The organism is Neisseria yangbaofengii (genome assembly GCF_014898075.1).
GTDB classification, from domain to species: Bacteria; Pseudomonadota; Gammaproteobacteria; order Burkholderiales; family Neisseriaceae; genus Neisseria; species Neisseria yangbaofengii.
This window is the reverse complement of sequence record NZ_CP062976.1, coordinates 1,797,606-1,824,045: the sequence shown is the minus strand read 5'-3', so window position 1 is coordinate 1,824,045 and position 26,440 is coordinate 1,797,606. Positions and strand designations below refer to the sequence as shown.

19 protein-coding genes and 3 tRNA genes are annotated in these 26,440 nt (G+C 50.8%); 17 read left to right on the top strand and 5 right to left on the bottom strand.

Going from position 1 to position 26,440, the window contains the following annotated elements:
* Positions 1-107 precede the first annotated feature (107 nt).
* The 6 genes from H4O27_RS08885 (at position 108) to trhA (ending at position 10,303) form a co-directional block, all read left to right on the top strand.
* A complete protein-coding gene (locus H4O27_RS08885) occupies positions 108-6,179 on the top strand; it encodes a calcium-binding protein (RefSeq protein ID WP_193004243.1) in 6,072 nt (2,023 codons plus the stop codon).
* Between the two features lie 193 nt (positions 6,180-6,372).
* A complete protein-coding gene (gene rho / locus H4O27_RS08880) occupies positions 6,373-7,635 on the top strand; it encodes a transcription termination factor Rho (protein ID WP_165007567.1) in 1,263 nt (420 codons plus the stop codon).
* A gap of 88 nt (positions 7,636-7,723) precedes the next feature.
* Positions 7,724-9,082, top strand: a complete 1,359-nt coding sequence (locus H4O27_RS08875; RefSeq protein ID WP_193004241.1) for a deoxyguanosinetriphosphate triphosphohydrolase — start codon at positions 7,724-7,726, stop codon at positions 9,080-9,082.
* Between the two features lie 133 nt (positions 9,083-9,215).
* Positions 9,216-9,292, top strand: a tRNA-Arg gene (locus H4O27_RS08870).
* Positions 9,293-9,312: 20 nt separating this feature from the next.
* A tRNA-Glu gene (locus H4O27_RS08865) sits at positions 9,313-9,387 on the top strand.
* Positions 9,388-9,676: 289 nt separating this feature from the next.
* Positions 9,677-10,303 (top strand): PAQR family membrane homeostasis protein TrhA, encoded by a 627-nt coding sequence (gene trhA, locus H4O27_RS08860; RefSeq protein WP_165007564.1) that lies wholly within the window; start codon positions 9,677-9,679, stop codon positions 10,301-10,303.
* 60 nt (positions 10,304-10,363) lie between these two features.
* On the opposite strand, the gene H4O27_RS08855 is transcribed toward trhA, so the two are convergent.
* Positions 10,364-11,791, bottom strand: a complete 1,428-nt coding sequence (locus tag H4O27_RS08855) for an alanine/glycine:cation symporter family protein (protein WP_165007561.1) — start codon at positions 11,789-11,791, stop codon at positions 10,364-10,366.
* Between the two features lie 560 nt (positions 11,792-12,351).
* On the opposite strand from H4O27_RS08855, the gene H4O27_RS08850 reads away from it, so the two are divergent.
* Complete coding sequence (locus tag H4O27_RS08850) at positions 12,352-13,077, top strand: YebC/PmpR family DNA-binding transcriptional regulator (protein WP_165007558.1); 726 nt, start codon at positions 12,352-12,354, stop codon at positions 13,075-13,077.
* Positions 13,078-13,373: 296 nt separating this feature from the next.
* Here H4O27_RS08850 and H4O27_RS08845 read toward each other — a convergent pair whose 3' ends face one another.
* Positions 13,374-13,871, bottom strand: coding sequence for a disulfide bond formation protein B (locus H4O27_RS08845; protein WP_165007555.1), 498 nt, complete (start codon positions 13,869-13,871; stop codon positions 13,374-13,376).
* A 204-nt stretch (positions 13,872-14,075) separates the two neighbouring features.
* Positions 14,076-16,196 (bottom strand): AsmA family protein, encoded by a 2,121-nt coding sequence (locus H4O27_RS08840; RefSeq protein WP_165007552.1) that lies wholly within the window; start codon positions 16,194-16,196, stop codon positions 14,076-14,078.
* Between the two features lie 156 nt (positions 16,197-16,352).
* Between H4O27_RS08840 and H4O27_RS08835 the strand changes: the two genes are divergently transcribed.
* The gene (locus H4O27_RS08835) at positions 16,353-17,225 is read left to right on the top strand and encodes a chorismate mutase (protein WP_165007549.1); all 873 of its coding nucleotides are present in this window, start codon (positions 16,353-16,355) and stop codon (positions 17,223-17,225) included.
* 265 nt (positions 17,226-17,490) lie between these two features.
* On the opposite strand, the gene H4O27_RS08830 is transcribed toward H4O27_RS08835, so the two are convergent.
* The gene (locus H4O27_RS08830; protein WP_165007546.1) at positions 17,491-18,333 is read right to left on the bottom strand and encodes a c-type cytochrome; all 843 of its coding nucleotides are present in this window, start codon (positions 18,331-18,333) and stop codon (positions 17,491-17,493) included.
* 286 nt (positions 18,334-18,619) lie between these two features.
* On the opposite strand from H4O27_RS08830, the gene H4O27_RS08825 reads away from it, so the two are divergent.
* A tRNA-Arg gene (locus H4O27_RS08825) sits at positions 18,620-18,695 on the top strand.
* A gap of 59 nt (positions 18,696-18,754) precedes the next feature.
* Here H4O27_RS08825 and H4O27_RS08820 read toward each other — a convergent pair.
* A complete protein-coding gene (locus H4O27_RS08820) occupies positions 18,755-19,966 on the bottom strand; it encodes an amino acid aminotransferase (RefSeq protein WP_165007543.1) in 1,212 nt (403 codons plus the stop codon).
* A gap of 175 nt (positions 19,967-20,141) precedes the next feature.
* On the opposite strand from H4O27_RS08820, the gene folP reads away from it, so the two are divergent.
* The 8 genes from folP (at position 20,142) to H4O27_RS08780 (ending at position 26,393) form a co-directional block, all read left to right on the top strand.
* Complete coding sequence (folP, locus tag H4O27_RS08815; protein ID WP_165007540.1) at positions 20,142-20,987, top strand: dihydropteroate synthase; 846 nt, start codon at positions 20,142-20,144, stop codon at positions 20,985-20,987.
* 152 nt (positions 20,988-21,139) lie between these two features.
* Positions 21,140-22,480, top strand: a complete 1,341-nt coding sequence (gene glmM, locus H4O27_RS08810) for a phosphoglucosamine mutase (RefSeq protein WP_165007537.1) — start codon at positions 21,140-21,142, stop codon at positions 22,478-22,480.
* A gap of 224 nt (positions 22,481-22,704) precedes the next feature.
* Positions 22,705-23,388: a DedA family protein gene (locus tag H4O27_RS08805; RefSeq protein ID WP_165007534.1), complete on the top strand. Its 684-nt coding sequence runs from the start codon at positions 22,705-22,707 to the stop codon at positions 23,386-23,388.
* Between the two features lie 162 nt (positions 23,389-23,550).
* On the top strand, positions 23,551-23,868 hold the full coding sequence (locus H4O27_RS08800; protein WP_165007531.1) for an EF-hand domain-containing protein: 318 nt from the start codon (positions 23,551-23,553) through the stop codon (positions 23,866-23,868).
* A gap of 221 nt (positions 23,869-24,089) precedes the next feature.
* The gene (locus H4O27_RS08795) at positions 24,090-25,094 is read left to right on the top strand and encodes an asparaginase (RefSeq protein WP_165007528.1); all 1,005 of its coding nucleotides are present in this window, start codon (positions 24,090-24,092) and stop codon (positions 25,092-25,094) included.
* A gap of 41 nt (positions 25,095-25,135) precedes the next feature.
* On the top strand, positions 25,136-25,933 hold the full coding sequence (locus tag H4O27_RS08790; protein WP_165007525.1) for a TatD family hydrolase: 798 nt from the start codon (positions 25,136-25,138) through the stop codon (positions 25,931-25,933).
* Between the two features lie 45 nt (positions 25,934-25,978).
* On the top strand, positions 25,979-26,116 hold the full coding sequence (locus tag H4O27_RS08785) for a hypothetical protein (protein WP_165007522.1): 138 nt from the start codon (positions 25,979-25,981) through the stop codon (positions 26,114-26,116).
* Positions 26,117-26,186: 70 nt separating this feature from the next.
* Positions 26,187-26,393 carry a hypothetical protein gene (locus H4O27_RS08780; RefSeq protein WP_165007520.1) on the top strand — a complete coding sequence of 69 codons (207 nt, stop codon included), beginning with the start codon at positions 26,187-26,189 and terminating at the stop codon, positions 26,391-26,393.
* Positions 26,394-26,440 lie beyond the last annotated feature (47 nt).

Below are 26,440 nucleotides of genomic sequence, written 5' to 3'. Positions count from 1 at the left end.
TGGGAGGTATAGGAGGAGCGGCAGCAGGTGCATTTTTAGGAGGAGGCATAGGAGCGGTTCCTGCATCTGGTGCCGGTGCTTATGGCGGTGCTTGGCTAGGAAGGGAAGTGGGAGAATTTTTAGTTGACCAATATCGGAAATTCAATAGGGATTATCAATGGATTTGTGATCATGATTTCCAAGACTACCAAAACATCAACCGCGACGGCAAATACCACGTTTACGACCCGCTCGTTCTCGATTTGGACGGCGACGGTATCGAAACCGTCGGCACGCAGGGTTACAAAGGCGCGTTGTTCGACCACGACAAAGACGGCATCCGCACGGCAACGGGCTGGGTGGCTGCCGACGACGGTTTATTGGTTATCGACCGCAATTCAGACGGCCTGATCAACAACGGCGGCGAGTTGTTCGGAGACGGCACCGTATTGAAAGACGGCAGCAATGCCGCGCACGGCTATGCCGCTTTGGCTGAGTTTGATACCAATTCAGACGGCAAAGTCGATGCCCAAGATGCTGATTTTGCCAAACTCAAGGTATGGCGCGATTTGAATCAAGACGGCGTATCCCAGGAAGGCGAACTGTTTACCCTTGCCGAACTCAATATCCAATCGCTTGATGTCGCCTATCAAGATGTGGACACCCGCTTAAACAACGGCAACACCCTCGCGCAAAAAGGCAGCTACACCCTTGCTGACGGTACAACGCGCGAAATGGGCGATTTGCTTTTGGCCGCTGATCATCTGCACAGCCGCTATGCCGATTCGGTTGAGTTGACCGAAGAACAAATGCGAGCAGCGAACCTGCAAGGCATCGGTCGTCTGCGCGATTTACGCGAAGCAGCGGCATTGTCGCCCGAGTTGGCAGAAACGCTTAAGGCTTATTCGGTTGCGGAAACTAAGGCACAACAACAGGCTTTGCTGAATAAACTGGTTCAAGATTGGGCAAAAACCGATCCGGATTATCACGCCGGTTTCAATTTCTCTACCGCCATGATTCGAACTGCCAACGAAGGCGTTGCCCTTACGCCTACTCAGGCCGGTTTGATTCTGGGTTATTCCATTCCGCAAGAATATTTGGACAAAATCCAGCACTACCGCCAAAAAGTCGCCACACTCGATGCGTTCTCCGGTGAAAAATCACGTGTGATGTTCAGTATGAATGATACAGAAACCAAGCACATTTTCTCGGTTATCGACAAGGCATATGATTCTCTTAACAACAATGTCTACCAAGCACTGTTGTTCCAAACCCGTTTGCAGCCGTATTTGAACGAAATCGGTTTGAAAATCGAAAATGACGAATTCGTATTGGACTACAGTGGTGTAGCAGCCAAGTTCGGTGACGTTTTTGCTGAAAACCCTGAAAAAGCGTTTGTGGATTTGGGCGAGTTTATTGCTTACAGTACAACAACTAGCAATTTGACCGAATTGTCGTCACTGATGGCGCAATACGCCAAAGCAGCTGTTGAAAACGGCACTTTTGAACAATATGCACAGATACTGGGTACGGAAACACTGGCGAAGCTGGGACATAAACTCGGTGGCGAAAGCGATGACCACTTAAACGGCAACGAACTGGCCAACCTGATTTTAGGCGGTAAAGGCAACGACACCTTATACGGCTACGGCGGCGACGATATTCTCGACGGCGGCGAAGGCGACGACGAATTGCACGGCGGTTCGGGTTCGGACATTCTGAACGGCGGAGCGGGCAACGACAAACTGTACGGTGGCGGCAGTGAAGCCGATACCTACATCTTCGCCAAAGGTCACGGACGGGATATTGTTTCCGATTCGGGTTGGAAAACCGAACACACCGATACCTTGCGCTTCGAGGGTGCGAACTTTGCCGACGCGGTATTTGCCCGCAACGGTAATGATTTGGTTATCAAAGCCTACGGCGATGAAGACGGCGTAACCGTATCGGGCTATTTTAACAGCAGCAGCTATCGCTACTACGATTTCGCCTTCGACGACAAAACCGTTACCGCCCAAGACATGGCGGATATAAAGGTTGAAGGTGTCGGTACGGACGGGAACGAAACCCTCTACGGCTGGGATACCGTTGACGTCCTCGACGGCGGCGAAGGCAATGATACGCTCTACGGTTACAACGGTAACGATATCCTGCGCGGCGGTTTGGGTAACGATTATCTGAACGGCGGCGAGGGTAACGACCTACTCGAAGGCGGCGAAGGCAACGACAGTCTCCACGGCGATAATGGTAACGATACCTTAATCGGCGGCGAAGGCGACGACGAATTGCACGGCGGTTCGGGTTCGGACATTCTGAACGGCGGAGCGGGCAACGACAAACTGTACGGTGGCGGCAGTGAAGCCGACACCTACATCTTCGCCAAAGGTCACGGACGGGATATTGTTTCCGATTCGGGTTGGAAAACCGAACACACCGATACCTTGCGCTTCGAGGGTGCGAACTTTGCCGACGCGGTATTTGCCCGCAACGGTAATGATTTGGTTATCAAAGCCTACGGCGATGAAGACGGCGTAACCGTATCGGGCTATTTTAACAGCAGCAGCTATCGCTACTACGATTTCGCCTTCGACGACAAAACCGTTACCGCCCAAGATATGGCGGATATAAAGGTTGAAGGTGTCGGTACGGACGGGAACGAAACCCTCTACGGCTGGGATACCGTTGACGTCCTCGACGGCGGCGAAGGCAATGATACGCTCTACGGTTACAACGGTAACGATATCCTGCGCGGCGGTTTGGGTAACGATTATCTGAACGGCGGCGAGGGTAACGACCTACTCGAAGGCGGCGAAGGCAACGACAGTCTCCACGGCGATAATGGTAACGATACCTTAATCGGCGGCGAAGGCGACGACGAATTGCACGGCGGTTCGGGTTCGGACATTCTGAACGGCGGAGCGGGCAACGACAAACTGTACGGTGGCGGCAGTGAAGCCGACACCTACATCTTCGCCAAAGGTCACGGACGGGATATTGTTTCCGATTCGGGTTGGAAAACCGAACACACCGATACCTTACGCTTCGAGGGTGCGAACTTTGCCGACGCGGTATTTGCCCGCAACGGTAATGATTTGGTTATCAAAGCCTACGGCGATGAAGACGGCGTAACCGTATCGGGCTATTTTAACAGCAGCAGCTATCGCTACTACGATTTCGCCTTCGACGACAAAACCGTTACCGCCCAAGACATGGCGGATATAAAGGTTGAAGGTGTCGGTACGGACGGGAACGAAACCCTCTACGGCTGGGATACCGTTGACGTCCTCGACGGCGGCGAAGGCAATGATACGCTCTACGGTTACAACGGTAACGATATCCTGCGCGGCGGTTTGGGTAACGATTATCTGAACGGCGGCGAGGGTAACGACCTACTCGAAGGCGGCGAAGGCAACGACAGTCTCCACGGCGATAATGGTAACGATACCTTAATCGGCGGCGAAGGCGACGACGAATTGCACGGCGGTTCGGGTTCGGACATTCTGAACGGCGGAGCGGGCAACGACAAACTGTACGGTGGCGGCAGTGAAGCCGATACCTACATCTTCGCCAAAGGTCACGGACGGGATATTGTTTCCGATTCGGGTTGGAAAACCGAACACACCGATACCTTGCGCTTCGAGGGTGCGAACTTTGCCGACGCGGTATTTGCCCGCAACGGTAATGATTTGGTTATCAAAGCCTACGGCGATGAAGACGGCGTAACCGTATCGGGCTATTTTAACAGCAGCAGCTATCGCTACTACGATTTCGCCTTCGACGACAAAACCGTTACCGCCCAAGATATGGCGGATATAAAGGTTGAAGGTGTCGGTACGGACGGGAACGAAACCCTCTACGGCTGGGATACCGTTGACGTCCTCGACGGCGGCGAAGGCAATGATACGCTCTACGGTTACAACGGTAACGATATCCTGCGCGGCGGTTTGGGTAACGATTATCTGAACGGCGGCGAGGGTAACGACCTACTCGAAGGCGGCGAAGGCAACGACAGTCTCCACGGCGATAATGGTAACGATACCTTAATCGGCGGCGAAGGCGACGACGAATTGCACGGCGGTTCGGGTTCGGACATTCTGAACGGCGGAGCGGGCAACGACAAACTGTACGGTGGCGGCAGTGAAGCCGATACCTACATCTTCGCCAAAGGTCACGGACGGGATATTGTTTCCGATTCGGGTTGGAAAACCGAACACACCGATACCTTGCGCTTCGAGGGTGCGAACTTTGCCGACGCGGTATTTGCCCGCAACGGTAATGATTTGGTTATCAAAGCCTACGGCGATGAAGACGGCGTAACCGTATCGGGCTATTTTAACAGCAGCAGCTATCGCTACTACGATTTCGCCTTCGACGACAAAACCGTTACCGCCCAAGATATGGCGGATATAAAGGTTGAAGGTGTCGGTACGGACGGGAACGAAACCCTCTACGGCTGGGATACCGTTGACGTCCTCGACGGCGGCGAAGGCAATGATACGCTCTACGGTTACAACGGTAACGATATCCTGCGCGGCGGTTTGGGTAACGATTATCTGAACGGCGGCGAGGGTAACGACCTACTCGAAGGCGGCGAAGGCAACGACAGTCTCCACGGCGATAATGGTAACGATACCTTAATCGGCGGCGAAGGCGACGACGAATTGCACGGCGGTTCGGGTTCGGACATTCTGAACGGCGGAGCGGGCAACGACAAACTGTACGGTGGCGGCAGTGAAGCCGATACCTACATCTTCGCCAAAGGTCACGGACGGGATATTGTTTCCGATTCGGGTTGGAAAACCGAACACACCGATACCTTGCGCTTCGAGGGTGCGAACTTTGCCGACGCGGTATTTGCCCGCAACGGTAATGATTTGGTTATCAAAGCCTACGGCGATGAAGACGGCGTAACCGTATCGGGCTATTTTAACAGCAGCAGCTATCGCTACTACGATTTCGCCTTCGACGACAAAACCGTTACCGCCCAAGACATGGCGGATATAAAGGTTGAAGGTGTCGGTACGGACGGGAACGAAACCCTCTACGGCTGGGATACCGTTGACGTCCTCGACGGCGGCGAAGGCAATGATACGCTCTACGGTTACAACGGTAACGATATCCTGCGCGGCGGTTTGGGTAACGATTATCTGAACGGCGGCGAGGGTAACGACCTACTCGAAGGCGGCGAAGGCAACGACAGTCTCCACGGCGATAATGGTAACGATACCTTAATCGGCGGCGAAGGCGACGACGAATTGCACGGCGGTTCGGGTTCGGACATTCTGAACGGCGGAGCGGGCAACGACAAACTGTACGGTGGCGGCAGTGAAGCCGACACCTACATCTTCGCCAAAGGTCACGGACGGGATATTGTTTCCGATTCGGGTTGGAAAACCGAACACACCGATACCTTGCGCTTCGAGGGTGCGAACTTTGCCGACGCGGTATTTGCCCGCAACGGTAATGATTTGGTTATCAAAGCCTACGGCGATGAAGACGGCGTAACCGTATCGGGCTATTTTAACAGCAGCAGCTATCGCTACTACGATTTCGCCTTCGACGACAAAACCGTTACCGCCCAAGATATGGCGGATATAAAGGTTGAAGGTGTCGGTACGGACGGGAACGAAACCCTCTACGGCTGGGATACCGTTGACGTCCTCGACGGCGGCGAAGGCAATGATACGCTCTACGGTTACAACGGTAACGATATCCTGCGCGGCGGTTTGGGTAACGATTATCTGAACGGCGGCGAGGGTAACGACCTACTCGAAGGCGGCGAAGGCAACGACAGTCTCCACGGCGATAATGGTAACGATACCTTAATCGGCGGCGAAGGCGACGACGAATTGCACGGCGGTTCGGGTTCGGACATTCTGACTGGTGGAGCGGGCAACGATTATCTGGAGGGAGGTGCTTACGAAGCCGATACCTACGTCTTTGCCAAAGGTCACGGGCGGGATATTGTTTCCGATTACGGTAATAAGGCCGAGCATACTGATTTACTGATTTTTGAGGACAGTGAGTTCTCAGATTCCGTATTTAGCCGTTTGGGTAACGATTTAGTGGTCAACGCCTATGGTGACGGTGACCAAGTCAGCGTGAAGAATTTCTTCAGCAGTGAAAGCTATCGCTATACTGCGTTTGAGTTTAGCGATAAAACGGTTGGTTCTGCCGAAGTGATGAATTACGCCATGTAAGTTTAAGGCCGTCTGAAAGCATATTGTTCAGACGGCTTTCTATCCTCAATCCCGACTAAAATACGGATAATAATTGACACAAAAGGCCTGACCGCCTAAAATTCCATTTTCTTTCAGAATATGCCTTTCATACGGCATTATCTATTCTTTCAGACGGCATCCGTCGTCTTCAATTCTATCAAAATCACTCATTATGCACGTTTCTGAATTACAAACACTACACATTTCCAAATTATTGGAAATGGCCGAAGAACACGGCATCGAAAATGCCAACCGCTTACGCAAGCAAGACCTCGTTTTCGCCATTGTGCGCCAAAAAATGAAGCAGGGCGAAAGCTTTACCTGCTCAGGCACTTTGGAAATTCTGCCTGACGGCTTTGGCTTCCTGCGCAGCGCCGATACCTCTTATTTGGCCGGTCCTGACGATATTTACGTTTCCCCGAGCCAAATCCGCCGCTTCAATCTGCACACCGGAGATACCATCGAAGGCAGCGTGCGCGTACCGAAAGACAACGAACGTTATTTCGCCCTTGTGCGCTTGGATACCATCAACGGCGACGATCCGGAAGTATGCAAACACAAGATTTTGTTTGAAAATTTAACGCCTTTATTCCCGACCAAACAATTCAAGCTCGAGCGTGACATCAAAGCCGAAGAAAACCTCACCGGCCGCGCGATTGACTTGGTGTCGCCGATTGGCCGCGGTCAACGCGCCTTGTTGGTTGCGCCGCCAAAAACCGGCAAAACCGTGATGCTGCAAAACATTGCCCATGCCATCACTGCCAACAACCCTGAAGTTGAATTAATTGTGTTGCTGATTGACGAGCGTCCGGAAGAAGTGACCGAAATGAGCCGCAGTGTGAAGGGTGAAGTGGTGTCTTCTACGTTTGACGAACCGGCGCAACGTCATGTTCAAGTGGCTGAAATGGTATTGGAAAAAGCCAAACGCATGGTCGAGCACAAAAAAGACGTAGTAATTCTGCTTGATTCGATTACCCGCTTGGCACGCGCTTACAATACTGTGGTACCGGCCTCCGGCAAGATTCTGACCGGTGGTGTCGATGCTAATGCTTTGCACCGTCCGAAACGCTTCTTCGGTGCGGCACGCAACGTAGAAGAGGGCGGTTCGCTCACCATCATTGCCACAGCTTTGATTGAAACCGGCAGCCGTATGGATGATGTAATTTACGAGGAATTTAAAGGCACGGGCAATATGGAATTACACCTTGACCGCCGCATGGCCGAAAAACGCCTGTTCCCGGCCATCAGTATCAACAAATCCGGCACGCGCCGCGAAGAGTTGCTGGTACCGAACGACCAGCTGCAACGCATGTGGCTGCTGCGTAAATTCCTGCACCCGATGGATGAAATCGAAGCCACCGAATTTTTGGTCGGCAAATTGAAAGATTCTAAAGACAACAACGAATTTTTCGAACTCATGCGCGGTAATAAATAAGTTGTCATAAGTGAGGCCGTCTGAAACTTTCAGACGGCCTCGATTTATTGTATAGTCAAATCATTCAAACCAATACGGAACCTTACTCATGCAGGCAAAAATGAACTGGCGGGATTTATTGTCCACCCAACGCTTCCGCGTGAAAGACGGCAGCATCGTGCCGACGGTGACGCCGTCCACACAAGAAGGCATGGATGCCTTGCGTACCGACTTTCACATCGATTATGACCGTGTGGTGTTTTCCGGCTCATTCCGTCGTTTGGGGCGTAAAACCCAAGTCCATCCTTTTGCCGAACACGATTTGACCCACAACCGCTTAACCCACAGCGTAGAAGTGGCCAGCGTCGGCAGAAGCCTGGGCAACCGTGTCGGTATGATGTTGCAAGCGGGTGAATTTTTGCCTTTAGGTAATACGCCGGGCGACATTGGCGCGGTGGTGCAGGTTGCGTGTTTGGCGCATGATTTGGGCAATCCGCCGTTTGGTCATACCGGTGAAGACGCGCTGCGCAATTGGTTCCGAAATCCGCAACACGACCGCTATCTGCAAGGCTTGATCGATATTGAGCGCAATGATGTGCAAACCTATGAAGGCAATGCCCATAGTCTGCGTATTTTGGCAACTTTGGAGATGTACCGCAATCGCGGCGGCATGCGGCTGACGGCGGCGACTATCGGTGCTTTGCTGAAATATCCGTGGACCACGCTGCACCCCAACGGCAGAAAAAAATTCAATATCTACCAAACCGAGCTGCCGTTTATTCAATGTGTTGCCGAAGAATTGGGCTTGCTTCAATTGGGCGAAAACCATTGGGCACGTCATCCGCTTTCTTATCTGATGGAGGCTGCCGACGACATTTGCTATGCCTTGTTGGACCTGGAAGATGCGGTCGAGCTGGATTTGCTCAGCGATACCGAAGTCGAAAGCATATTATCCGAGCTGACCTTTGCTGAAAGCACATGGTATGCCCAGTCGAGCCGCCAGCATTGCGCCATGTTGCGCGGCATCGCTATTGGGCGGGCGATTGATGATGTCGCTCAAACCTTTATGAAACACCAATCCGACTTGCTCAATGGTGAGTTCAAAGGTAAAGACTTAATCTCCTTGTGCAGCCCCGAAGTACAAAACACACTTGAAAAAGCCAAAGATTTGGCGCGCACACGCATTTTCCGCCACCACACCAAGCTCATCACTGAAATCGCTACTTTCCCGTGCTTAGGTTTGATTTTGGATTTGCTCGTGCCGGCCGCATATGCGTATTTGGTAGATAAACAGGTTGATTCGCGCCAATCCTTGGTATTGGAATTGCTCAAAAACGATGATCCCATCACCGAAAACGACACGCTTTACCAAGCCTATATGAAAATTTTGGATTTCGTCGGCGGTATGACCGACAATACCGCCGCCAAGATGGCGCAGGATTTATCCGGCTTAGGCATGTTGCGTTGAAATTTATTTAATTTTATTTCAATTATTTATTGAAAATATCAAAAAATAATTGAAAATACACTGGACACGGTTCAGTAAATTCTTTATTATTCGATTTTCTTGATTCACAGCGCAACAGCGAAGTGATGAGGAGGCACCCGTAGCTCAGTTGGATAGAGTATCTGGCTACGAACCAGAGGGTCGGGCGTTCGAATCGCTCCGGGTGCGCCATTGGGAAAATCCTTTATTCCGCGCCCATCGTCTAGCGGTTAGGACATCGCCCTTTCACGGCGGTAACCGGGGTTCGATTCCCCGTGGGCGTGCCACATGCTTAACACAAAAGCCTTACTGAATTCAGTGAGGCTTTTGTTTTTTGTATGTAAATGATTTGTTCAAAACATAGTGTATTCACTTTAAAATAGGACAAGGCGGTGAGCCGGAGACAGTATAGATAATACGGCTAGGCGAACCAACGCCGTACTATTTTAAAGTGGATTCACTATATCATTCACTTGATAAAAAGAGCGGTTAACTTATTTTTATCTTTCAGACGGCCTTTTGCTCAGCAAATCGGCGTACACTGTTGTCTGTCACCCATGATGAGAAATCAAGTTTATGTATCAAGGTGAGCGTTTTAATGCGTATAGCCATTTGGCCGGAGCGCTGTTGGCGTTAACCGGCATGGTGTTGCTGATTGTGAAGGCGGTTGAGAATTTTGAGCCCTACAAACTTGCCGGCGCGATTACCTATGGCGTGTGCTTGTTGCTGTTGTATTTGGGCTCAACGCTGTATCACAGCATTCGGCAGCCGAAGGCGAAGGCAGTGTTGCAGAAGGTGGATCATTGCATGATTTATCTTCTGATTGCGGGCAGCTACACACCGTTTACGCTGATCACGCTGAAGGGCGGCTGGGGCTGGTCGCTGTTCGGCGTGTCGTGGGGGCTGGCCTTGTTCGGCATTATTCAGGAGCTGACCATCGGGCGTAAAAGCGAAAAACGCTTATTGTCGTTGGTGATTTATGTGGTGATGGGTTGGCTGATTTTGGTGGCGATGTGTCCGCTGGTGAAAAGCCTGTCGGCAACCGGATTATTTTGGTTGGCTTTGGGTGGTGTGTTATACAGCGTGGGGATTTATTGGTTTGTGAACGACACCAAAATCAAATACGGCCACGGTATTTGGCATTTGTTTGTGATGGCGGGCAGTTTGACGCAGTTTATCTGTATTTATTTTTATGTTTTATAAGTTTCAGACGGCCTATATTACAAAAAACCTCTCCGAGAAACGGAGAGGTTTTTTGTTTGGCTATTGCTTATCGTGGAATTCATGGGATTCGTATTGGTAAGACAATGGTTTGCCGGCTTCGGTTTGCGCCAAATAATCGTCGTACACCGCGCGGATTTCTTTACGCAGCAGGAAGAGGGCAATTAAGTTGGGGATGACCATAAAGCCGTTAAACATATCCGACAAATCCCACACCAAATCAACTTTGCCCAAGGTGCCCAGCACAATCGAAATCAAAACCAGTGTGCGGTAAAAGGCCAAATGTTTGCCGTGGAACAAAAAGCGGATGTTGGACTCACCGAAATAATACCAGCCGATGATGGTGGTAAAGGCAAAGAAAGTCAGGCACACGGCCAGCAGTTGGCTGCCGAAACTGCCAAATGCGATGATAAAGGCTTGTTGGGTTAGCGCCGCGCCTTTCAAGCCCAAGGTGTTGGCATCGGTGAGCAGAATAATCAGTGCGGTGGCGGTGCAAACCAATAAAGTATCGATAAACACGCCGACAAATGCCGCCATGCCTTGCTGCACAGGGTGTTTCACATTAGCAGTGGCATGAGCATGTGGGGTCGAACCCATACCGGCTTCGTTGGAAAACAAACCGCGCGCCACGCCGTAGCGGATGGCTTCGCGCATACCAATACCGGCCGCACCGCCCAAAACCGCGCTCGGGTCGAAAGCCGCCACAAAAATATGCTGAATCATCGGGCCGATGTGGGCGGAGAATTTAAACAAAATCACTATCGCGCACACAATGTAAATCACTGCCATAAACGGCACTACAAACTGCGCCACACTGGCAATGCGGTCGACACCGCCGATAACAATCAAACCGGCCAAAACCGCCAACACAATGCCCACCGCCAACGCCGGCACATCAAATGCCACGGTTACCGCCGAAGCAATCGAGTTCGCTTGCGTGGCGTTGCCGATAAAGCCCAAAGCGATGATGATGGCAATGGAGAAGAAGCCCGACAAAAAGCGTGCGGCAGGGCGGCCGATTTTTGGGGTCAAACCGTGGGTAATATAAAATGCCGGGCCGCCGATATATTTACCGTGGCTGATGACGCGGTATTTTTGTGCCAAAATCGCTTCGGAAAAAATCGTCGACATGCCGAAAAAAGCCGAAAGCCACATCCAGAAAATCGCGCCGGGGCCGCCGGCGGTCAGCGCCGTGGCGACACCGGCCACGTTACCCGTGCCGATTTGGGCAGAAATGGCGACAGCCAAGGCTTGGAATTGGGAAAGAGACTTTTGGTCTTTATCGGTGCCGTCTTTTTTACTGAACAAGCCGCCGAAAACAGATTTAAAACCCGCGCCGAGTTTGGTAATCTGCGGCACCCCTAAATACACTGTGAAAAACAAGCCGATGCCGATTAAGGCATACATCAGCAGGTAATCCCACAGCACTTTATTGACCGCGCCCACCAGCGCAGACAATGTTGCTTCCATAATAAACCTCGAAAAATAAAAAGTTAATCAACGTGCGGCACACTGCGGCAACTACTCCGCTTTAATCCCGTTTGATAACCTCAGGCGAGCAGGCCGTCGGTCGAACAGGGGATTATCCGAATGCTCTTTATACGTTCTTTAATAAAGAAACATTCTCGGTATCATACGCCAAATTTTGATTCAAGAGAATACAAAATCTGAATAGATATAACGAAATTTAACATTAAATTAATGTATACCAAGCGAACACATAGGCCGAGACCTTTGCAAAATCCCCATCTTTGGCATAGTTCTTCGTTATGCGCTGCTCGAAAGCTTGTCTATCTAAATTATTATCTGCATTTTCTGCGCTACTATAACTTTGAACTGTGTCAAAGATGGGGATTTTGCAAAGGTCTCGGAGCCGTCCGAAAGTTTTCGGCAGTAAAAAACTTATGATAAAATACGCGTTTTTCAGAACAAAATGAATCTGCGTGGGCATGATTGATTAAAATAAGGACGGCATAAATCCATGCTTATTTTAATCGGTTATCAAACGCAAAAAATCGAAAGGAATCCACATGGCAGGCCATAGTAAGTGGGCGAATATCCAGCATAAAAAGGCGCGTGTTGATGCGCAGCGCGGCAAAATTTTTACCAAACTGATTAAAGAAATCACTGTTGCGGCCAAATTGGGCGGCGGTGATCCGGCAGCCAATCCGCGTTTGCGTTTAGCCATGGACAAAGCATGGGATGCCAACATGCCGAAAGACAACGTGCAACGCGCGATTGACAAAGGCACGGGCAACTTGGAAGGTGTAGAATACGTCGAATTGCGCTACGAAGGCTACGGTATCGGCGGCGCAGCTTTGATGGTTGACTGCATGACCGATAACAAAACCCGCACCGTGGCCGATGTACGCCATGCGTTTACCAAAAACGGCGGCAATCTGGGCACCGACGGTTGCGTAGCGTTTAACTTTGAGCACCAAGGTTATTTGGTTTTCGCCGATGCCGACGAAGATACCTTGATGGAAGCCGCGTTGGAAGCCGGCGCGGAAGACGTGATTATCGATGAAGAAGGCATGATTGAAGTCATTACCGCACCAAGCGACTGGGCGGGTGTGAAAGCGGCATTGGAAGAAGCCGGCTTTAAATCGATGGATGGCGATGTAACCATGCGTGCGCAAAACGAAACCGTGTTGACCGGTGAAGACGCTGTGAAAATGCAAAAGCTGCTCGACGCGTTGGAAAGTTTAGACGACGTGCAAAACGTTTACACTTCAGCCGTATTAGATTTGGAATAAATCCTGTTGGACAGTAAGCATGAAAAAAGCAGACTGAAACAGTCTGCTGTAGAAAATCCTAGCGTTGTTTATACTTTTGCTTTTTTGCTTGAAGATCCATTTTGGGATTTTCGAGTGTTGCCAAGAATGCCGAAACGCACTGGTTCTTGATAATGCTCAAAAATCCTAAAACAATCATTCGGGCAAAAAATAAAAGATGTTTTGCATAAAAAGTGTAAACAACCCGACAATTTCCTACAGCTGCTTTTTTTATTAGAGAGGCCGTCTGAAACCTTTCAGACGGCCTTGAATTTATCTCAAACACGCTCTTGGCGGTTTTTAAACCACATGCCCCATACCAACAATACCACAAAGCCAAAATACAAAACACTCCATATCGGCAATGCGATGCCGAAGACGTAATCCGGTTCGGCACAATTGCCAAAACCGCGCACAACCGGCTCATACCACTCAAACAACGGCCAATCGCGCAGGCGGAAAGTCCACGGCGCGCCGCAGGCAGGGGCGGTGCCGGCCGGCAGGCTTTGAATCCAGATTTGGTAAATGGCCACGCCCATGCCGTAAAGAGCCGGAATACTGACCAAAAATGCACTGACGGTACGGGCGGTAGCGGAAAGCTGGCGGTTGAACGCAGTGAGCAAAGCAACCAAACCGACAGCCAACACCATCAAACGCTGCAAAATACACAGCACGCAAGGATTCATGCCGATGATGTATTGCAAGATAAACGAGCCGCATGCGGCGACGGCGGACAGGGTGGCGATGCCCCATAAGGTTGAGCGGAATAAGTTCATGGTTTTAAAGCCGTTTTAGGCGGCTATAGTTAAGCGTATTTTTTTATTATAGCACTCCGGATCTGTTGACGGAATCGAATGCCGAGGCTTTTACAGAACTTGTAAATTTCCAGAAATCTTTAAGCGGTCATTCCCTCGCAGGCGGGAATGACCAGCATAATTTTCTTGATTCAAATTGAGTTTTGCAAAGGCTTGGGTCTATCTCTATTTACGCTTCGGAATCAACCAATTCCATTGTTCGCGGAAGGTATCTTCCAAGGCTTTTTGTTTTTCTTGCGGGGTTTCCAAACCGTTAGTCAATTGCGCGTAATCCAAGGTAATCGAAGGATTGTGCACCGATCCTTTGATTTTCAACGGCACCGGCCGGGAATCGGGATTGCGGGCATTGTAGATGAGCAGTTCTTCCGACAATTCCTGCTTTTCCAAATTGGTGAAGCCGCTGCTGGTGACGCGCACGCTGTCGGACAATAATTCGGTGTTGATATGGTGGCTTACGCCTTTTTCAATCACGCTGTGCAGTGAAAAGCGGTGAAACGGCGTTTGCAGGTTGTTTTCTGTGTCTTTTTTAATGTTGCCGCTTTGCAGGATATTGTTCATGTCGATGCCGTGCCATGCGCCGTCTGAAACATTCAGGCTGAGCGTGCCGTCTAGAAGCTGTAATAAGCTGCGGCGGTCTTGACCTTTGGATGTCAGGTCAATCACCGCATCGCCGGTGCCGCTGAAACTGTGGAAACCGAATAAATCTTGCAGTAAAGGACGGATTTGCACACCTTGCGCGTTTTGCTGCAAATGATAAGAAATCGGCGTGGTATTGGCCATGCTGATGCCGCCTTCGGTTTGGCCGCCGTATAAACCGGCTTTGAAATTGGTGAAGGCAATGTGTTGGCGGTTGGCCGAAATCAGCGTTTCGACATTATCCAACTGCAAACCCGGAAAATTCATGCTGTCGATTTTAACCCGTGCCTCGATATCGGGCAGGTTGTCGTTGTTGAGAAATTCGGGGTAAATATTGCCTGATTGTGCTTCCAAATCTTCCCAGTAGGGCGTAAGAGAGAGTTTTTGCAAGGTAAGTCCGGCTTCAAGCAACGGTACTTCGCCGGTTTCGTTGCTGTATTTCAAGCTGAGTACAGTCGGTTGGCGGTCGAAATAACCATTGAATTTGCCTTGCCAATGCCTTAAACCAGTCATGCTGAAGCTGCCGTCAAGCAAGCTGATGTAGCGTGGGCGGGGTGCGCGGTTAACCGTATCCTGCATGGTGGTAATGCGGATGGCATCGGATTTTAGTCCGTCATTTTTTTGCCAGACCAAAGGCCCGGAAACGGAAAGATTGGTTTGCAATTGTGCGGTGCGGTGATTGGCGTTGAGCTTAAAGCCTTCCAACGCAGCCTTACCGTTGGACAGATTTCCTTTATCCAATTTTAACGAGCCGCTCCATTGGCCGGCTTCGCTGCCGGCGGTGAATGCGCTGTTGAATGTTTCCACGAACACATGATCGGTATTGAAGGTCAGGCGCGGCACTTGTGCGGTCAGGTGGAAATCTCGGTAGGAGCTGTCGGCACGCAGAGCGAGATTGTTCGCCTGCAGAGAGCTTTGTTCCGGCTGCCAGGCAAGCGCGCTGTCGGCGGTGATTTTGACGGTTTCATCATTCAGACGGCCTTCGGCGCTTAAATGGAATTTGGGGATTTTCCAACTGCTGGCCGCGGTTTCCAGTAAGCCTGAGCTTTTCCAAGAAACCGGTATTTTGCTGTGATTGAAATTGCCGCTGAGGCTGAATTCGCGTATGCCTGAATCGGGTGCTTTGGCATTCAGGCCGAATTGTTCTATCAGGTATTCACCGCTAATCAGGCGCAAGCGTAAGGTACTGTTTTCAATAATCAGACGGTTAAGATTGGCATTGCGGCTTTGTTGCTGCCAGATATCCTGCAAGCTCCATTTACCGTCTTGCGTGCGCTGCAACGTGGCATCGGCACCGGAAAGCACCCATTTTTCTATGACAGGACTATCCGCCCACAAGCTTTGCCAGCCCAAGCCAATCTTCATTTCTTTGATGTGAACGGCGGCATCGGTGCTGCGTGGTCGGCTGATGATGAGGTTTTTTAGGGTGATAGTCGGGCGCGGAAACAGATTGCGCGTGATGCTTTTATCGAAGCGGATGCTGCGTTCGGTCCGCCCCAAGCTCTCTTGGGCAAACTGATGAATGCGCTCGGCGCTGAGAAAATGGTAAACCGATGCATACAGGCTGACGAACATCAAAAATGATGTCAGCAGGCCGAAAAAAACGATTTTCAGCCAGAATTTTCCTGAGTTCGGCAAGCGGTTTTGCATAAAAAAGGGGAAACATACAATTAGGCATGCAGTATAACACAAGGGGGATGCGGTTAATGTAAAGCGATATGATGAACAGTGGTAGAACTTATTCAATTGAGCCGGAGCCTTTGTAAAATATGTTAATATCGGATTCTCAATATCAGGGAGCGCAAAATGATTATTGTGATGCAAAAACAGGCTTCGGCCGGAGCGGTAACGCGTGTGATTGAATGCATCCGCAGCCGCGGTTTGCAGGAACATGTTTCCCAAGGCGAGGAACGTACCATTATCGGTGCAGTCGGTGATGAGCGCGTGTTCCATCCGAATGAATTGGAGCGGCTGCCGGAGGTAGAGCGGGCGATTCGGGTATTGAACGATTGGAAAATCATCAGCCGCGAAGCACAGCCGCAGGACAGCCTGATTACCGTTCGCGGAGTGGTGTTCGGCGGCGAAAAAATGCTGGATATTGCAGTCGGATTTAAACCGGATGCCGATGCGGTGTTTATTGATCCGTTTTTTATGTCGGCCAGACCGTATGCCGATGTTGATAACAGCAGCGAAAAAGCGCAAATCATTGCCATGCAGCAGGAAATTGAGCATATTCACGAAGCGGGCAAACCGGTATTGGTGCGGATTCGTGACGTTCGCCAAATCGAATCGGCCTTGGCGGCTCAAGCGGATATCTTGTATTTGGGCGGCGAATTGATGAGCAATCGCGCCTTGCAGGATGAGGTAGGTCGTCTGAATACGCCGGTGGTATTGTGCAAAGATAAGCATCACCGTGTCGATGATTGGCTGGTGGCTGCTGAACACATCGCTTTACGCGGCAATCACCATATTATCTTGGGCGAAGCGGGCACATTGAGCTTTGAGCCGGAACACGCTTACCGCTTGGATGTCGATGCCATTGTGCGGGTGCGTAAAGTCACCCATTTGCCGGTAATTGCCAATATTACCGGCTTGTGGCACAGCGATATGCCGCAAGAAGTGTTGTACCGATTATCGGTGGCGTCGGGAGCAAATGGGGTGGCGAGTAGCTTAGGCTGATTTTCTATTTGAATAAAAATAAAGGCCGTCTGAAAATATGTTTTCAGACGGCCTTTTATAGTGAATCCACTTTAAAATAGTACGGCGTTGGTTCGCCCGGCCGTATTATCTTACTGTCTTTGGCTCACCGCCTTGTCCTATTTTAAAGTGAATCCACTATATCATGTTTTAAAAATGGCCTTGCAATGCACTTAAATGAAGTTGCAGAAATAAAAAAAATGCACCGCGAAAACAGTGCATTTTTTAGACTTAAATCATGGCAGGATTATTTAGTCATGTAATCGACAGCAGCTTTGATTTCGTCATCGGTCAATGAAGGATTGCCGCCTTTAGCAGGCATCATGCCTTTTTTACCGGTAAAGCCTTCGATTGAGTGTTTGTACAAAGTGTCTTTACCCTGTGCCAAGCGTTCTTTCCAATCAGCAGCATTGCCTACTTTAGGTGCACCGGCTACGCCTGAAGCGTGACAGGCCATGCACAAACCGTCGTAAACTGCTTTACCGTCAACACCGGCAGCGGCTGGTGCGGCAGTTTCGGCAGCAGGAGCGGCTTCTGCAGGTGCGGCAGCGGCTTCGCCTTCGACAGGCGCAGCATCTGAAGCAGCAGCTTCGGTAGGTGCGGCAGCACTTTCATCAGGGTTGGGGAAAGAACCGCCTGATTTGTTGGCCATAAATACGATTACACGTTTCAATTCTTGGTCGGTCAAGTCGGCTGCGCCGCCTTTGGCAGGCATAGCGTTGAAGCCGTTAAGCGCGTGGTTGAACAGGGTGTCGAAACCTTGTGCAATGCGCGGTGCCCATGCGGCGTTGTTTTCCAATTTAGGCGCATTCGGTACATTGCTGTCAGATGCGTGACATTGGATACAGATTTTATTAAAGATAGCTTCGCCTTGGCGTTCGCCTACCGGAATGCCGTCGCCCAAAACAATTTGGCCGGTCGGCTGAATACGGGTTTGGGTGGCTGATTCGGTGGTTTGGTCGACATCGCCGAATGATGCGCTGCCGGCCAGCTTGATGAAGAAGAATACGGTCGCGAGCAAAATAACGATACCGCTTACAAGAGTGAACAATGCTGAGCCTTGGGCTTTGCTGTTACTGAGTTGTTTCATTTGGTAGGCCTCGCCGTTAGGTTAGGTTGTGCTATAAGGTTATATTTGGTTTGTTAAACGGAATTAACAATATTTTGCTGGATTATACTGAATTAACAGGTGCTTTCCAATCTATCCGCTCGAAATTCTGCAAAAAACTTTAAAAATAAAAATATTGGTTGAGCTAAGGATTTGTAAAATATACGATATTAGTAAGATTGGGTTTTGTTGCCGTGTGTAGCCTTTAATTCACTTGGCACATTAATTTTGCCAAACATCGAAATTTCAGTTAATCTTACGTTTTTCCGTACCCGTAGCTCAGTTGGAAGAGCATCAGTTTCCGAAGCTGAAGGTCGCTGGTTCGATCCCAGTCGGGTGCGCCAAAGGGTTATTATGTAAGAGGCCGTCTGAAAAAAGAAGTGTTTTCAGACGGCCTTTTGATTTACTTCAAATTATCGCCTTGTTTTAATACTTCGGCAAAGGCGTCAGCTACGTATTCGACATTGCTCGGATTCAATCCTGCCACGCACATGCGGCCGGAAGCTAAGAGATACACGCCGAATTCTTCGCGCAAACGGGTCACTTGCGCTTCGGTTAAGCCGGTGTAGCTGAACATGCCGCGCTGCTTGATGAAGTAGCTGAAATCCTTATCCGGAATTTTTGTGCTCAAGACTTCATACAAACGTTGGCGCATGGCACGGATGCGGTCGCGCATGCCATATACTTCGCTTTGCCATAACGCAAACCATTCCGGCGTGTTCATTACATCGGCGGCGATATATGCGCCGTGGGCGGCAGGGCTGGAATAAATGCGGCGCACGGTGAATTTCAATTGGCCGAACACCAATTCTGCTTCTTCCTGCGTCGGGCAAACCACGCTCAGGCCGCCGACGCGTTCGCCGTAAAGTGATAAGTTTTTCGAAAACGAATTGCTGACAAACAGCGGCAAACCCATGTCGGCGGCTTTGCGGATGGCGTAGGCATCGTTGTCCAAATCTTCGCCGAAGCCTTGATAGGCAATGTCCATAAATGCAATCAAACCGCGCGCCCGAATCACATCCAACACGTTATCCCATTGCGCTTCGGTCATGTCCACGCCGGTCGGATTTTGGCAGCACGGATGCAGAATCAGCACGCTGTTTGGCGGCAGCGTTTTAAAAAAAGCCGCCATTTCATCAAATTTCACGCCGATGGTGGCCGGGGCGTAATAGGGATATGTGCCGACTTCAAAGCCCGCGCCTTCAAAAATGCTTTTGTGGTTTTCCCAAGTCGGGTCGCTGACATAGGCTTTCGCATCGGGAAACCAGCGGCGGATAAAATCAGCGCCGATTTTTAATGCCCCCGAGCCGCCCAAGGTTTGGATGGTGGCGATACGCTTGTCTTTCACAGCCGGATGGTCTTTGCCAAACAATAAATGCTGCACCGCTTCGCGATACGCAGCCAAGCCTTCCATCGGCAGGTAAGGGCTGGTGCGTGGTTCGGCTGCACGTCTTACTTCCGCCTGACGTACCGATTGTAATACCGGCATTTTGCCTTCATCGTCAAAATAAATGCCGATGCCTAAATTGACTTTTCCCGGGCGGGCATCGTTGTTGTACACTTCGACCAGACTCAGAATCGGGTCGCCGGGATAGAATTCGATGTGCTGGTACATGATGTTTCCTTTGAATCTCAAGAAAATAGGGCGGATAGGTTTTGATGGACTGGATTTTGGCATAAACAAAGATTGTTGACAATTGTATTGTTAAGCCGTCGGAATATTTAACCCTTTCAGACGGCCTGTTATAATACTGCGTTTATGTGTAGCCGTTTGAGATAGGGAAAGATTCATGACGCAAACCATTTGGCAGGCAGGACGTTTCAAGATTAATTTGGCCGAGCCGAAGATCATGGGGATTGTGAACCTAACGCCGGATTCGTTTTCAGACGGCGGCACTTATTCGCAAAATGTTCGGACGGCCTTGCAACACGCCGATCGGCTGTTGAAAGACGGCGCCGATATTCTCGATATTGGCGGCGAATCCACGCGTCCGGGTTCGGATTTTGTATCGCCGGAAGAAGAATGGCAGCGCGTGCAGCCGGTGTTGGCGGAAATCGGTAAATGGAATGTGCCGGTGAGTTTGGATACGCGCCGCGCTTCGGTGATGCAGCAGGCTTTGGCGCAAGGCGGTGTGGACATCATCAATGATGTGGCCGCATTGACTGACGAAGGCGCGGTGGATGTATTGGCACGTTATCCCGGCATCGGTATCTGCCTTATGCACATGCAGGGGTTGCCGGAAAACATGCAGGATAATCCGCAGTATCAAGATGTGGTCGGTGAAGTAGCGCGTTATTTGAATGAACGCGTGGCGGCGTGTGTCCAAGCAGGGATTGCCGCCGAACGCATCACGCTTGATCCGGGTTTCGGTTTCGGCAAAACGCTGCAACACAATATCGCCTTGATGCGCCACTTGCCCGAATTGATGCAGGCCGCCGGTTTGCCGATGCTGATTGGCGTGTCGCGCAAACGCATGATTGGCGAATTAACCGGCGAGAATACGCCGTCCGAACGCGTTCACGGCAGTGTGGCGGCGGCATTGGCGTCGGTGGCGCGCGGTGCGCAGATTATCCGTGTGCATGATGTGAAAGCCACCGCGGATGCGTTGAAAGTATGGCGGGCATTAGGTGTTTAAACGATTGGTAAAGACCTTGAAGCCGCCTGAAATACAAGTGTCATGAAACCATACCTTTCAGACGGCATCTAACCGCGTTAGGCGGATTTTGCCTGTCGGGCCATCTATTTCTTTTATAATTTTTCTTACTTTTGAATAACGGAGCAATCTCCATGGCAAAAAAATATTTTGGTACCGACGGTGTGCGCGGTGAAGTGGGTCAATTTCCGATTACTCCTGAATTTGTGTTGAAACTGGGCTATGCCGCCGGTCAGGTGCTGGTGCAACATGATGCCGAGCAGAAACCGACCGTGTTAATCGGTAAAGACACCCGCATTTCCGGTTATATGCTGGAAGCGGCGCTGATTGCCGGTTTCACCGCAGCCGGTGTCAATGTGATTCAAACCGGCCCGCTGCCGACCCCGGGCGTGGCTTATCTCACTCGCGCTTTGCGTTTGTCGGCCGGTGTGATGATTTCCGCGTCACACAATGTCTATTCCGACAACGGTATCAAATTCTTTGCCGAAGGCGGCGTGAAGCTTTCTGATGAAATCGAGTTGGAAATCGAAGCCAAAATCGATCAGGAAATGAAAACGTTGCCGTCTGACAAGCTTGGCCGCGCGCGCCGCATTAATGGCGCCGATGACCGCTACATCGAATTTTGCAAATCGACTTTCCCGGCCAACTTGGATTTGCGCGGCCTGAAATTGGTGGTGGATACCGCCAACGGCGCGGGCTACGATGTGGCGCCGAAAGTGTTCCACGAATTGGGTGCAAAAGTGATTTCCATCGGTGCAGAGCCAAATGGTTACAACATCAATGAAAAATGTGGTGCCACCCACACCAAAACCCTGCAAGCCGCTGTGTTGCAAAATGAAGCCGATTACGGCGTCGCCTTGGATGGCGACGGCGACCGCCTGATGATGGTCGACAAAAACGGTAAAGTGTATGATGGCGACAGTCTGATTTATGTTATCGCTAAAGCCCGTGCGCGCGAAGGCATTGAAATCGGCGGCGTGGTCGGTACTGTGATGACCAACATGGCGATGGAAATTGCCCTGAACGAGCAAGGCGTGAACTTCTGCCGCGCCAAAGTGGGCGACCGCTATGTGTTGGAACAATTGCACCAACGCGGCTGGTTAATCGGCGGCGAAGCCAGCGGCCATATTTTGTGCATGGACAAGCACAATACCGGCGACGGCCTGATTTCGGCTTTGCAGGTATTGGCCGCATTGCGCATTTTAGGTCAGGATTTGGCTACGGTGTGCGCCGATTGGCAGCCGTTCCCGCAAACCATGATTAACGTGCGCATCCAAAAAGGCCAAAACTGGCAGGAAGCGTCAAAAAACGTGTTGGCTGAAGTGGAAAAAGAGCTGGAAGGCAAAGGCCGCGTGGTGTTGCGCGCTTCGGGTACCGAGCCTGTTGTGCGCGTAATGGTGGAAGCCAGACAAGCCGACTGGGCGCAAAAAGGTGCCGGACGCATTGCTGAAGCGATTCAGGGTGCGAAAAAATAATTCCATTGTAATCAAGACAAAAGGCGGCTGAATCAAGCCGCCTTTTTTGTTGCGTTCGGTTAATTTAATGAATATTTGATGAAATCGGCTTATTATGCTTTCAGACGGCCTTATCTATTGGTAGAATAGCAGCATTCAACCGGCGGTTAATACCGCATTCAAATATCAGGCCGTCTGAAACGGTCTGCCGGAATAACTACTTCACTGATGAGAACCACCTGCCGATGTTTGCGTTTTTGGAAGCCTTTTTCGTTGAATACGGTTATGCCGCAGTCTTTTTAGTGCTGCTGGCATGCGGTTTTGGTGTGCCTATTCCCGAAGACGTAACCTTAGTCACCGGCGGCGTAATTTCCGGTCTGGGCTATACCGATGTGCACATCATGGTCGTGGTGGGTATGTTGGGCGTATTAGTGGGCGATGGCTGTATGTTTGCCGCCGGCCGCATTTGGGGACACAAAATCCTGCAATTCAAACCGATTGCCCGCGTGATGACGCCGAAGCGCTATGCGCAGGTGCAGGAAAAATTCGATAAATACGGCAACTGGGTGTTGTTTGTCGCCCGTTTCCTGCCGGGTTTGCGCACGCCGATTTACATCACCGCCGGCATCAGCCGCAAAGTTTCCTACATGCGCTTTTTGATGATGGATGGCTTGGCTGCTTTGGTTTCTGTGCCGGTATGGGTGTATCTGGGAGATTATGGCGCGAACAACATCGATTGGCTGATGGCGAAAGTGCATGGTTTCCAATCCGGTTTGTTTGTGGTGATTGGTATTGGCGCTGCCGTATTGCTGTGGTTTTGGTGGCGCAAACGCCGGCGCATCCGTTTCTACCACGAAAAATTGGCAGAATTGCGCCGAAAGCGCAAAGCCGCATCAGCTGCCAAAGCAAAGGCCAAAGCCGATATTTGAATCTTTGGGAAACTTTATCCGTTAAAAAGCATCTGACGTTCAGATGCTTTTTTTACGGCCATACATCGGCATAGTTTGCCACTGAAGGATATTGATTCATCGGCAAAGGCAGCTGTGTCATGATGGCGGGTCACGAGTAAAGAGAACAATGGGAGTAGGGCAATGAAATGGATATTAACGGCTTTGCTGCTGGGCGCAGCGCTACCCGCGCAAGCATGCGAACCTGATTTGGCAGCGAAATTATTTATTAACGCCAATGATAAAAACGGCGACGGAGTATTAACCGCCGGCGAATGGGCGAATGTTGATACCGTCGGCTTAATCTTGGGTTTTGAAGCAGGCGATGCCGGCGCGTTCAAACAGCTTGACCGCAACCGCAACGGTAAAATCGAGGTCGGCGAATTGATTCATGCCGTGGGCTTTAAAACGAGTCCGTGCGAAAGCTGGCCTTGGCAGAAACAGGCCGGATTTGAACCATAATCACAAATATAGTTACAATAGGCCGTCTGAAAGTATGAGAAACCGCTTTCAGACGGCCTAAACCTTTAAAATTCCCGTCTTGGGCACATTTCTACGTATGCACTGTCCGAAAGCTTGTCTGTCTTTGTGGCATATATGCGCTTTCTGTGCCGCTCTCATTCCGAACTGCGCTCAAATCCGGAGTAAAGGTCTCTAGATGCCTTTATTTGCGAGCAAAACACATGACACAAAAGATCTTCGTTCTCTACACCGGCGGCACCATCGGCATGCGCAGCAGCAGCAACGGTTTGCGTCCCGATACCGATTTGGCCGGCAAAGCCCTGCAACCGTTTTCAGACGGCCTTCAGTTCGACTGGCATGTTTGCGAACCTTTAATCGACTCATCAGCAGTCAACCTGACTCATTGGCGCGACTGGCTGGCATTGTTGGCCGAAAAAATCCCGCAATACGACGGCATACTGATTTTACACGGCACCGACACCATGGCCTACACGGCCAATCTGCTTGCGCTTGCCTTGCAAGGTTTGGATAAACCGGTGATATTGACCGGCTCACAATGGCCGTATGATGCGCCCGGCAGCGATGCACCGCTGAACTTGGCCACTGCCGTTGCCGCGTTCGAACTGGCCTTGCCGCAAGTGTTGATTGCGTTTAACGGCAAAGTGTTTCCCGCTATCGGCAGCAGCAAAGTCAGCACCCAAACCGCCGCCGGATTCGACAACCCGCATTTCGGCGCACTCGCGCAATGGCAGCAATCGGCCGGCCGGCAAGTGCTGGCAAGGCTGTCTGAGCGCTGCGGCCAATCAGTTTCAGACGGCCTCGACATCCTATCGCTTGATACGCAAGCGAAAGTGATTGGCCAAACGCTGATTCCCGGTTTCAGCGCACAATATTTTTCAGACGGCCTGTGGCACACCGATGCGCAAGCAGTGGTTTTACAAAGCTACGGCCACGGCAATGCGCCAAGCGATGCCGCATTTATCCAAGCCGTGCAGAGCTTTACCGAACGCGGCGGCTTGTTGCTCAATATCAGCCAAGTGCCGCAAGGTTGCGCGGCCGCGGTGTATGAACAAGGCAGTGCGCTGAGACAAGCCGGCGTGGTGAACGGCGGCAAGTGCAATTTGGAAACCGCCACCGCGCTGTTGACTTTGGCGGTGTCGAATCAATGGAGTGCCGGTACGGTGCAGCAAACTTTACACTCGCTCGGTTTGCTTGAGGCCGTCTGAAACGGTTTTCCAATACAAATATCTTTTCAGACGGCCTAACGATGAATTTTACCGACAGCCATTGCCACCTTGCCGATCCCGCCTTACGCGACCGTTTGCCCGAAATTTTGGCGCAGGCGGCCGAGCAGGGCGTGATGCGCTTTATCGTGCCCGCCACCCAGCGCAGCGATTGGGCGGATGTGGTGCAATTATTAGAGATGAACACACCGTTTGAACCGCGTGTCCACATCGCTTTGGGCATTCATCCGTGGTTTGCCGAAGCCGCCGCGCCGCAGGATTTTGCCGAACTCGAATGCTTATTGTTGCAATATCCGCAAGCATGGGTGGGCGAAACCGGCTTGGATTTTCTGGTAAACAGGCCGTCTGAAACGCAAAAGCAGCGGCAAATCGAAACATTCCGCCGCCAGCTTGAATTGGCGCAAAGATTGCAAAGGCCGGTGATTGTGCATAATGTCAAAGCCACGGCCGCGATTGCCGATGCGGCAAAGCGCACCGGTTTTACCCAAGGCGGCATAGTGCATGCGTTTTCCGGCAGCGTGGAAGAGGCGCGGATTTTGCTGCATTGCGGCTTTAAAATCGGCATAGGCTCGCTTTTATTGAATCCGAAGGCGAAAAAAGTGCGGCAGGTGGTGGCGAAACTGGCTTGGCACGATATGGTGTTGGAAACCGACAGCCCGTTTATGTTGCACAACGAAACCAACACGCCCGCCAATGTGCGGCGGATTGCGGAAATTGCGGCAGAATTAAGCGGGGTCGATTTGGCAGAAACTGCTTGTAAAACTGAAGAAAATATTTCAAAATTGCTTAAACAAACGGCTAGGCCTACCGACTTAAAATAATCATGCTGTTTTATATTGCACCTTTCGCGACACGAACGAGGATTCGTGCCATACAAAGCCCATGTTTACAACCATTGCGTGTGGCTGAATGCACAATGCTATGGTGAGCCTTACGAAGAAATGCGGCGCGAGACACAAAATGCCTTGGGCGATGCGCCGGTCGGTGCCCAACAGTTAAAGTAGTGAAAAGCCGGTGAATCTGACGGTTGATGCGTTGAAATTGCAAGTAAAGCACGGTCGGCACAGTAAGGTGATGGCGAAAATGACCCGCCGCCTGACCAATATGCAAATCAGCCGCGACAAATTCACCACCGAAATTGAAAGCGAAGGCAATGCATTTCAAGCCGGCTTCAGCCACCGCGAGAGCTTGGAGCAGAATCAAGCCTTAAACCAAGCTGTGCCAAACAATCTCAGCACTTTTGTGCAGCAATTGCAGACGCAGTGCATATTATCTTTTTGAATTTACGTTAAAACACTTTATAATAACGCCCATTCATGCCGTCTGAA

Bases quoted from the DNA above. Each gene is read 5' to 3' on its own strand.
- rho (WP_165007567.1), top strand. From the start codon at position 6,373: ATGCACGTTTCTGAATTACAAACACTACACATTTCCAAATTATTGGAA.
- H4O27_RS08875 (WP_193004241.1), top strand. From the start codon at position 7,724: ATGCAGGCAAAAATGAACTGGCGGGATTTATTGTCCACCCAACGCTTC.
- trhA (WP_165007564.1), top strand. From the start codon at position 9,677: ATGTATCAAGGTGAGCGTTTTAATGCGTATAGCCATTTGGCCGGAGCG.
- H4O27_RS08855 (WP_165007561.1), bottom strand. From the start codon at position 11,791: ATGGAAGCAACATTGTCTGCGCTGGTGGGCGCGGTCAATAAAGTGCTG.
- H4O27_RS08850 (WP_165007558.1), top strand. From the start codon at position 12,352: ATGGCAGGCCATAGTAAGTGGGCGAATATCCAGCATAAAAAGGCGCGT.
- H4O27_RS08845 (WP_165007555.1), bottom strand. From the start codon at position 13,871: ATGAACTTATTCCGCTCAACCTTATGGGGCATCGCCACCCTGTCCGCC.
- H4O27_RS08840 (WP_165007552.1), bottom strand. From the start codon at position 16,196: ATGCAAAACCGCTTGCCGAACTCAGGAAAATTCTGGCTGAAAATCGTT.
- H4O27_RS08835 (WP_165007549.1), top strand. From the start codon at position 16,353: ATGATTATTGTGATGCAAAAACAGGCTTCGGCCGGAGCGGTAACGCGT.
- H4O27_RS08830 (WP_165007546.1), bottom strand. From the start codon at position 18,333: ATGAAACAACTCAGTAACAGCAAAGCCCAAGGCTCAGCATTGTTCACT.
- H4O27_RS08820 (WP_165007543.1), bottom strand. From the start codon at position 19,966: ATGTACCAGCACATCGAATTCTATCCCGGCGACCCGATTCTGAGTCTG.
- folP (WP_165007540.1), top strand. From the start codon at position 20,142: ATGACGCAAACCATTTGGCAGGCAGGACGTTTCAAGATTAATTTGGCC.
- glmM (WP_165007537.1), top strand. From the start codon at position 21,140: ATGGCAAAAAAATATTTTGGTACCGACGGTGTGCGCGGTGAAGTGGGT.
- H4O27_RS08805 (WP_165007534.1), top strand. From the start codon at position 22,705: ATGTTTGCGTTTTTGGAAGCCTTTTTCGTTGAATACGGTTATGCCGCA.
- H4O27_RS08800 (WP_165007531.1), top strand. From the start codon at position 23,551: ATGAAATGGATATTAACGGCTTTGCTGCTGGGCGCAGCGCTACCCGCG.
- H4O27_RS08795 (WP_165007528.1), top strand. From the start codon at position 24,090: ATGACACAAAAGATCTTCGTTCTCTACACCGGCGGCACCATCGGCATG.
- H4O27_RS08790 (WP_165007525.1), top strand. From the start codon at position 25,136: ATGAATTTTACCGACAGCCATTGCCACCTTGCCGATCCCGCCTTACGC.
- H4O27_RS08780 (WP_165007520.1), top strand. From the start codon at position 26,187: ATGGCGAAAATGACCCGCCGCCTGACCAATATGCAAATCAGCCGCGAC.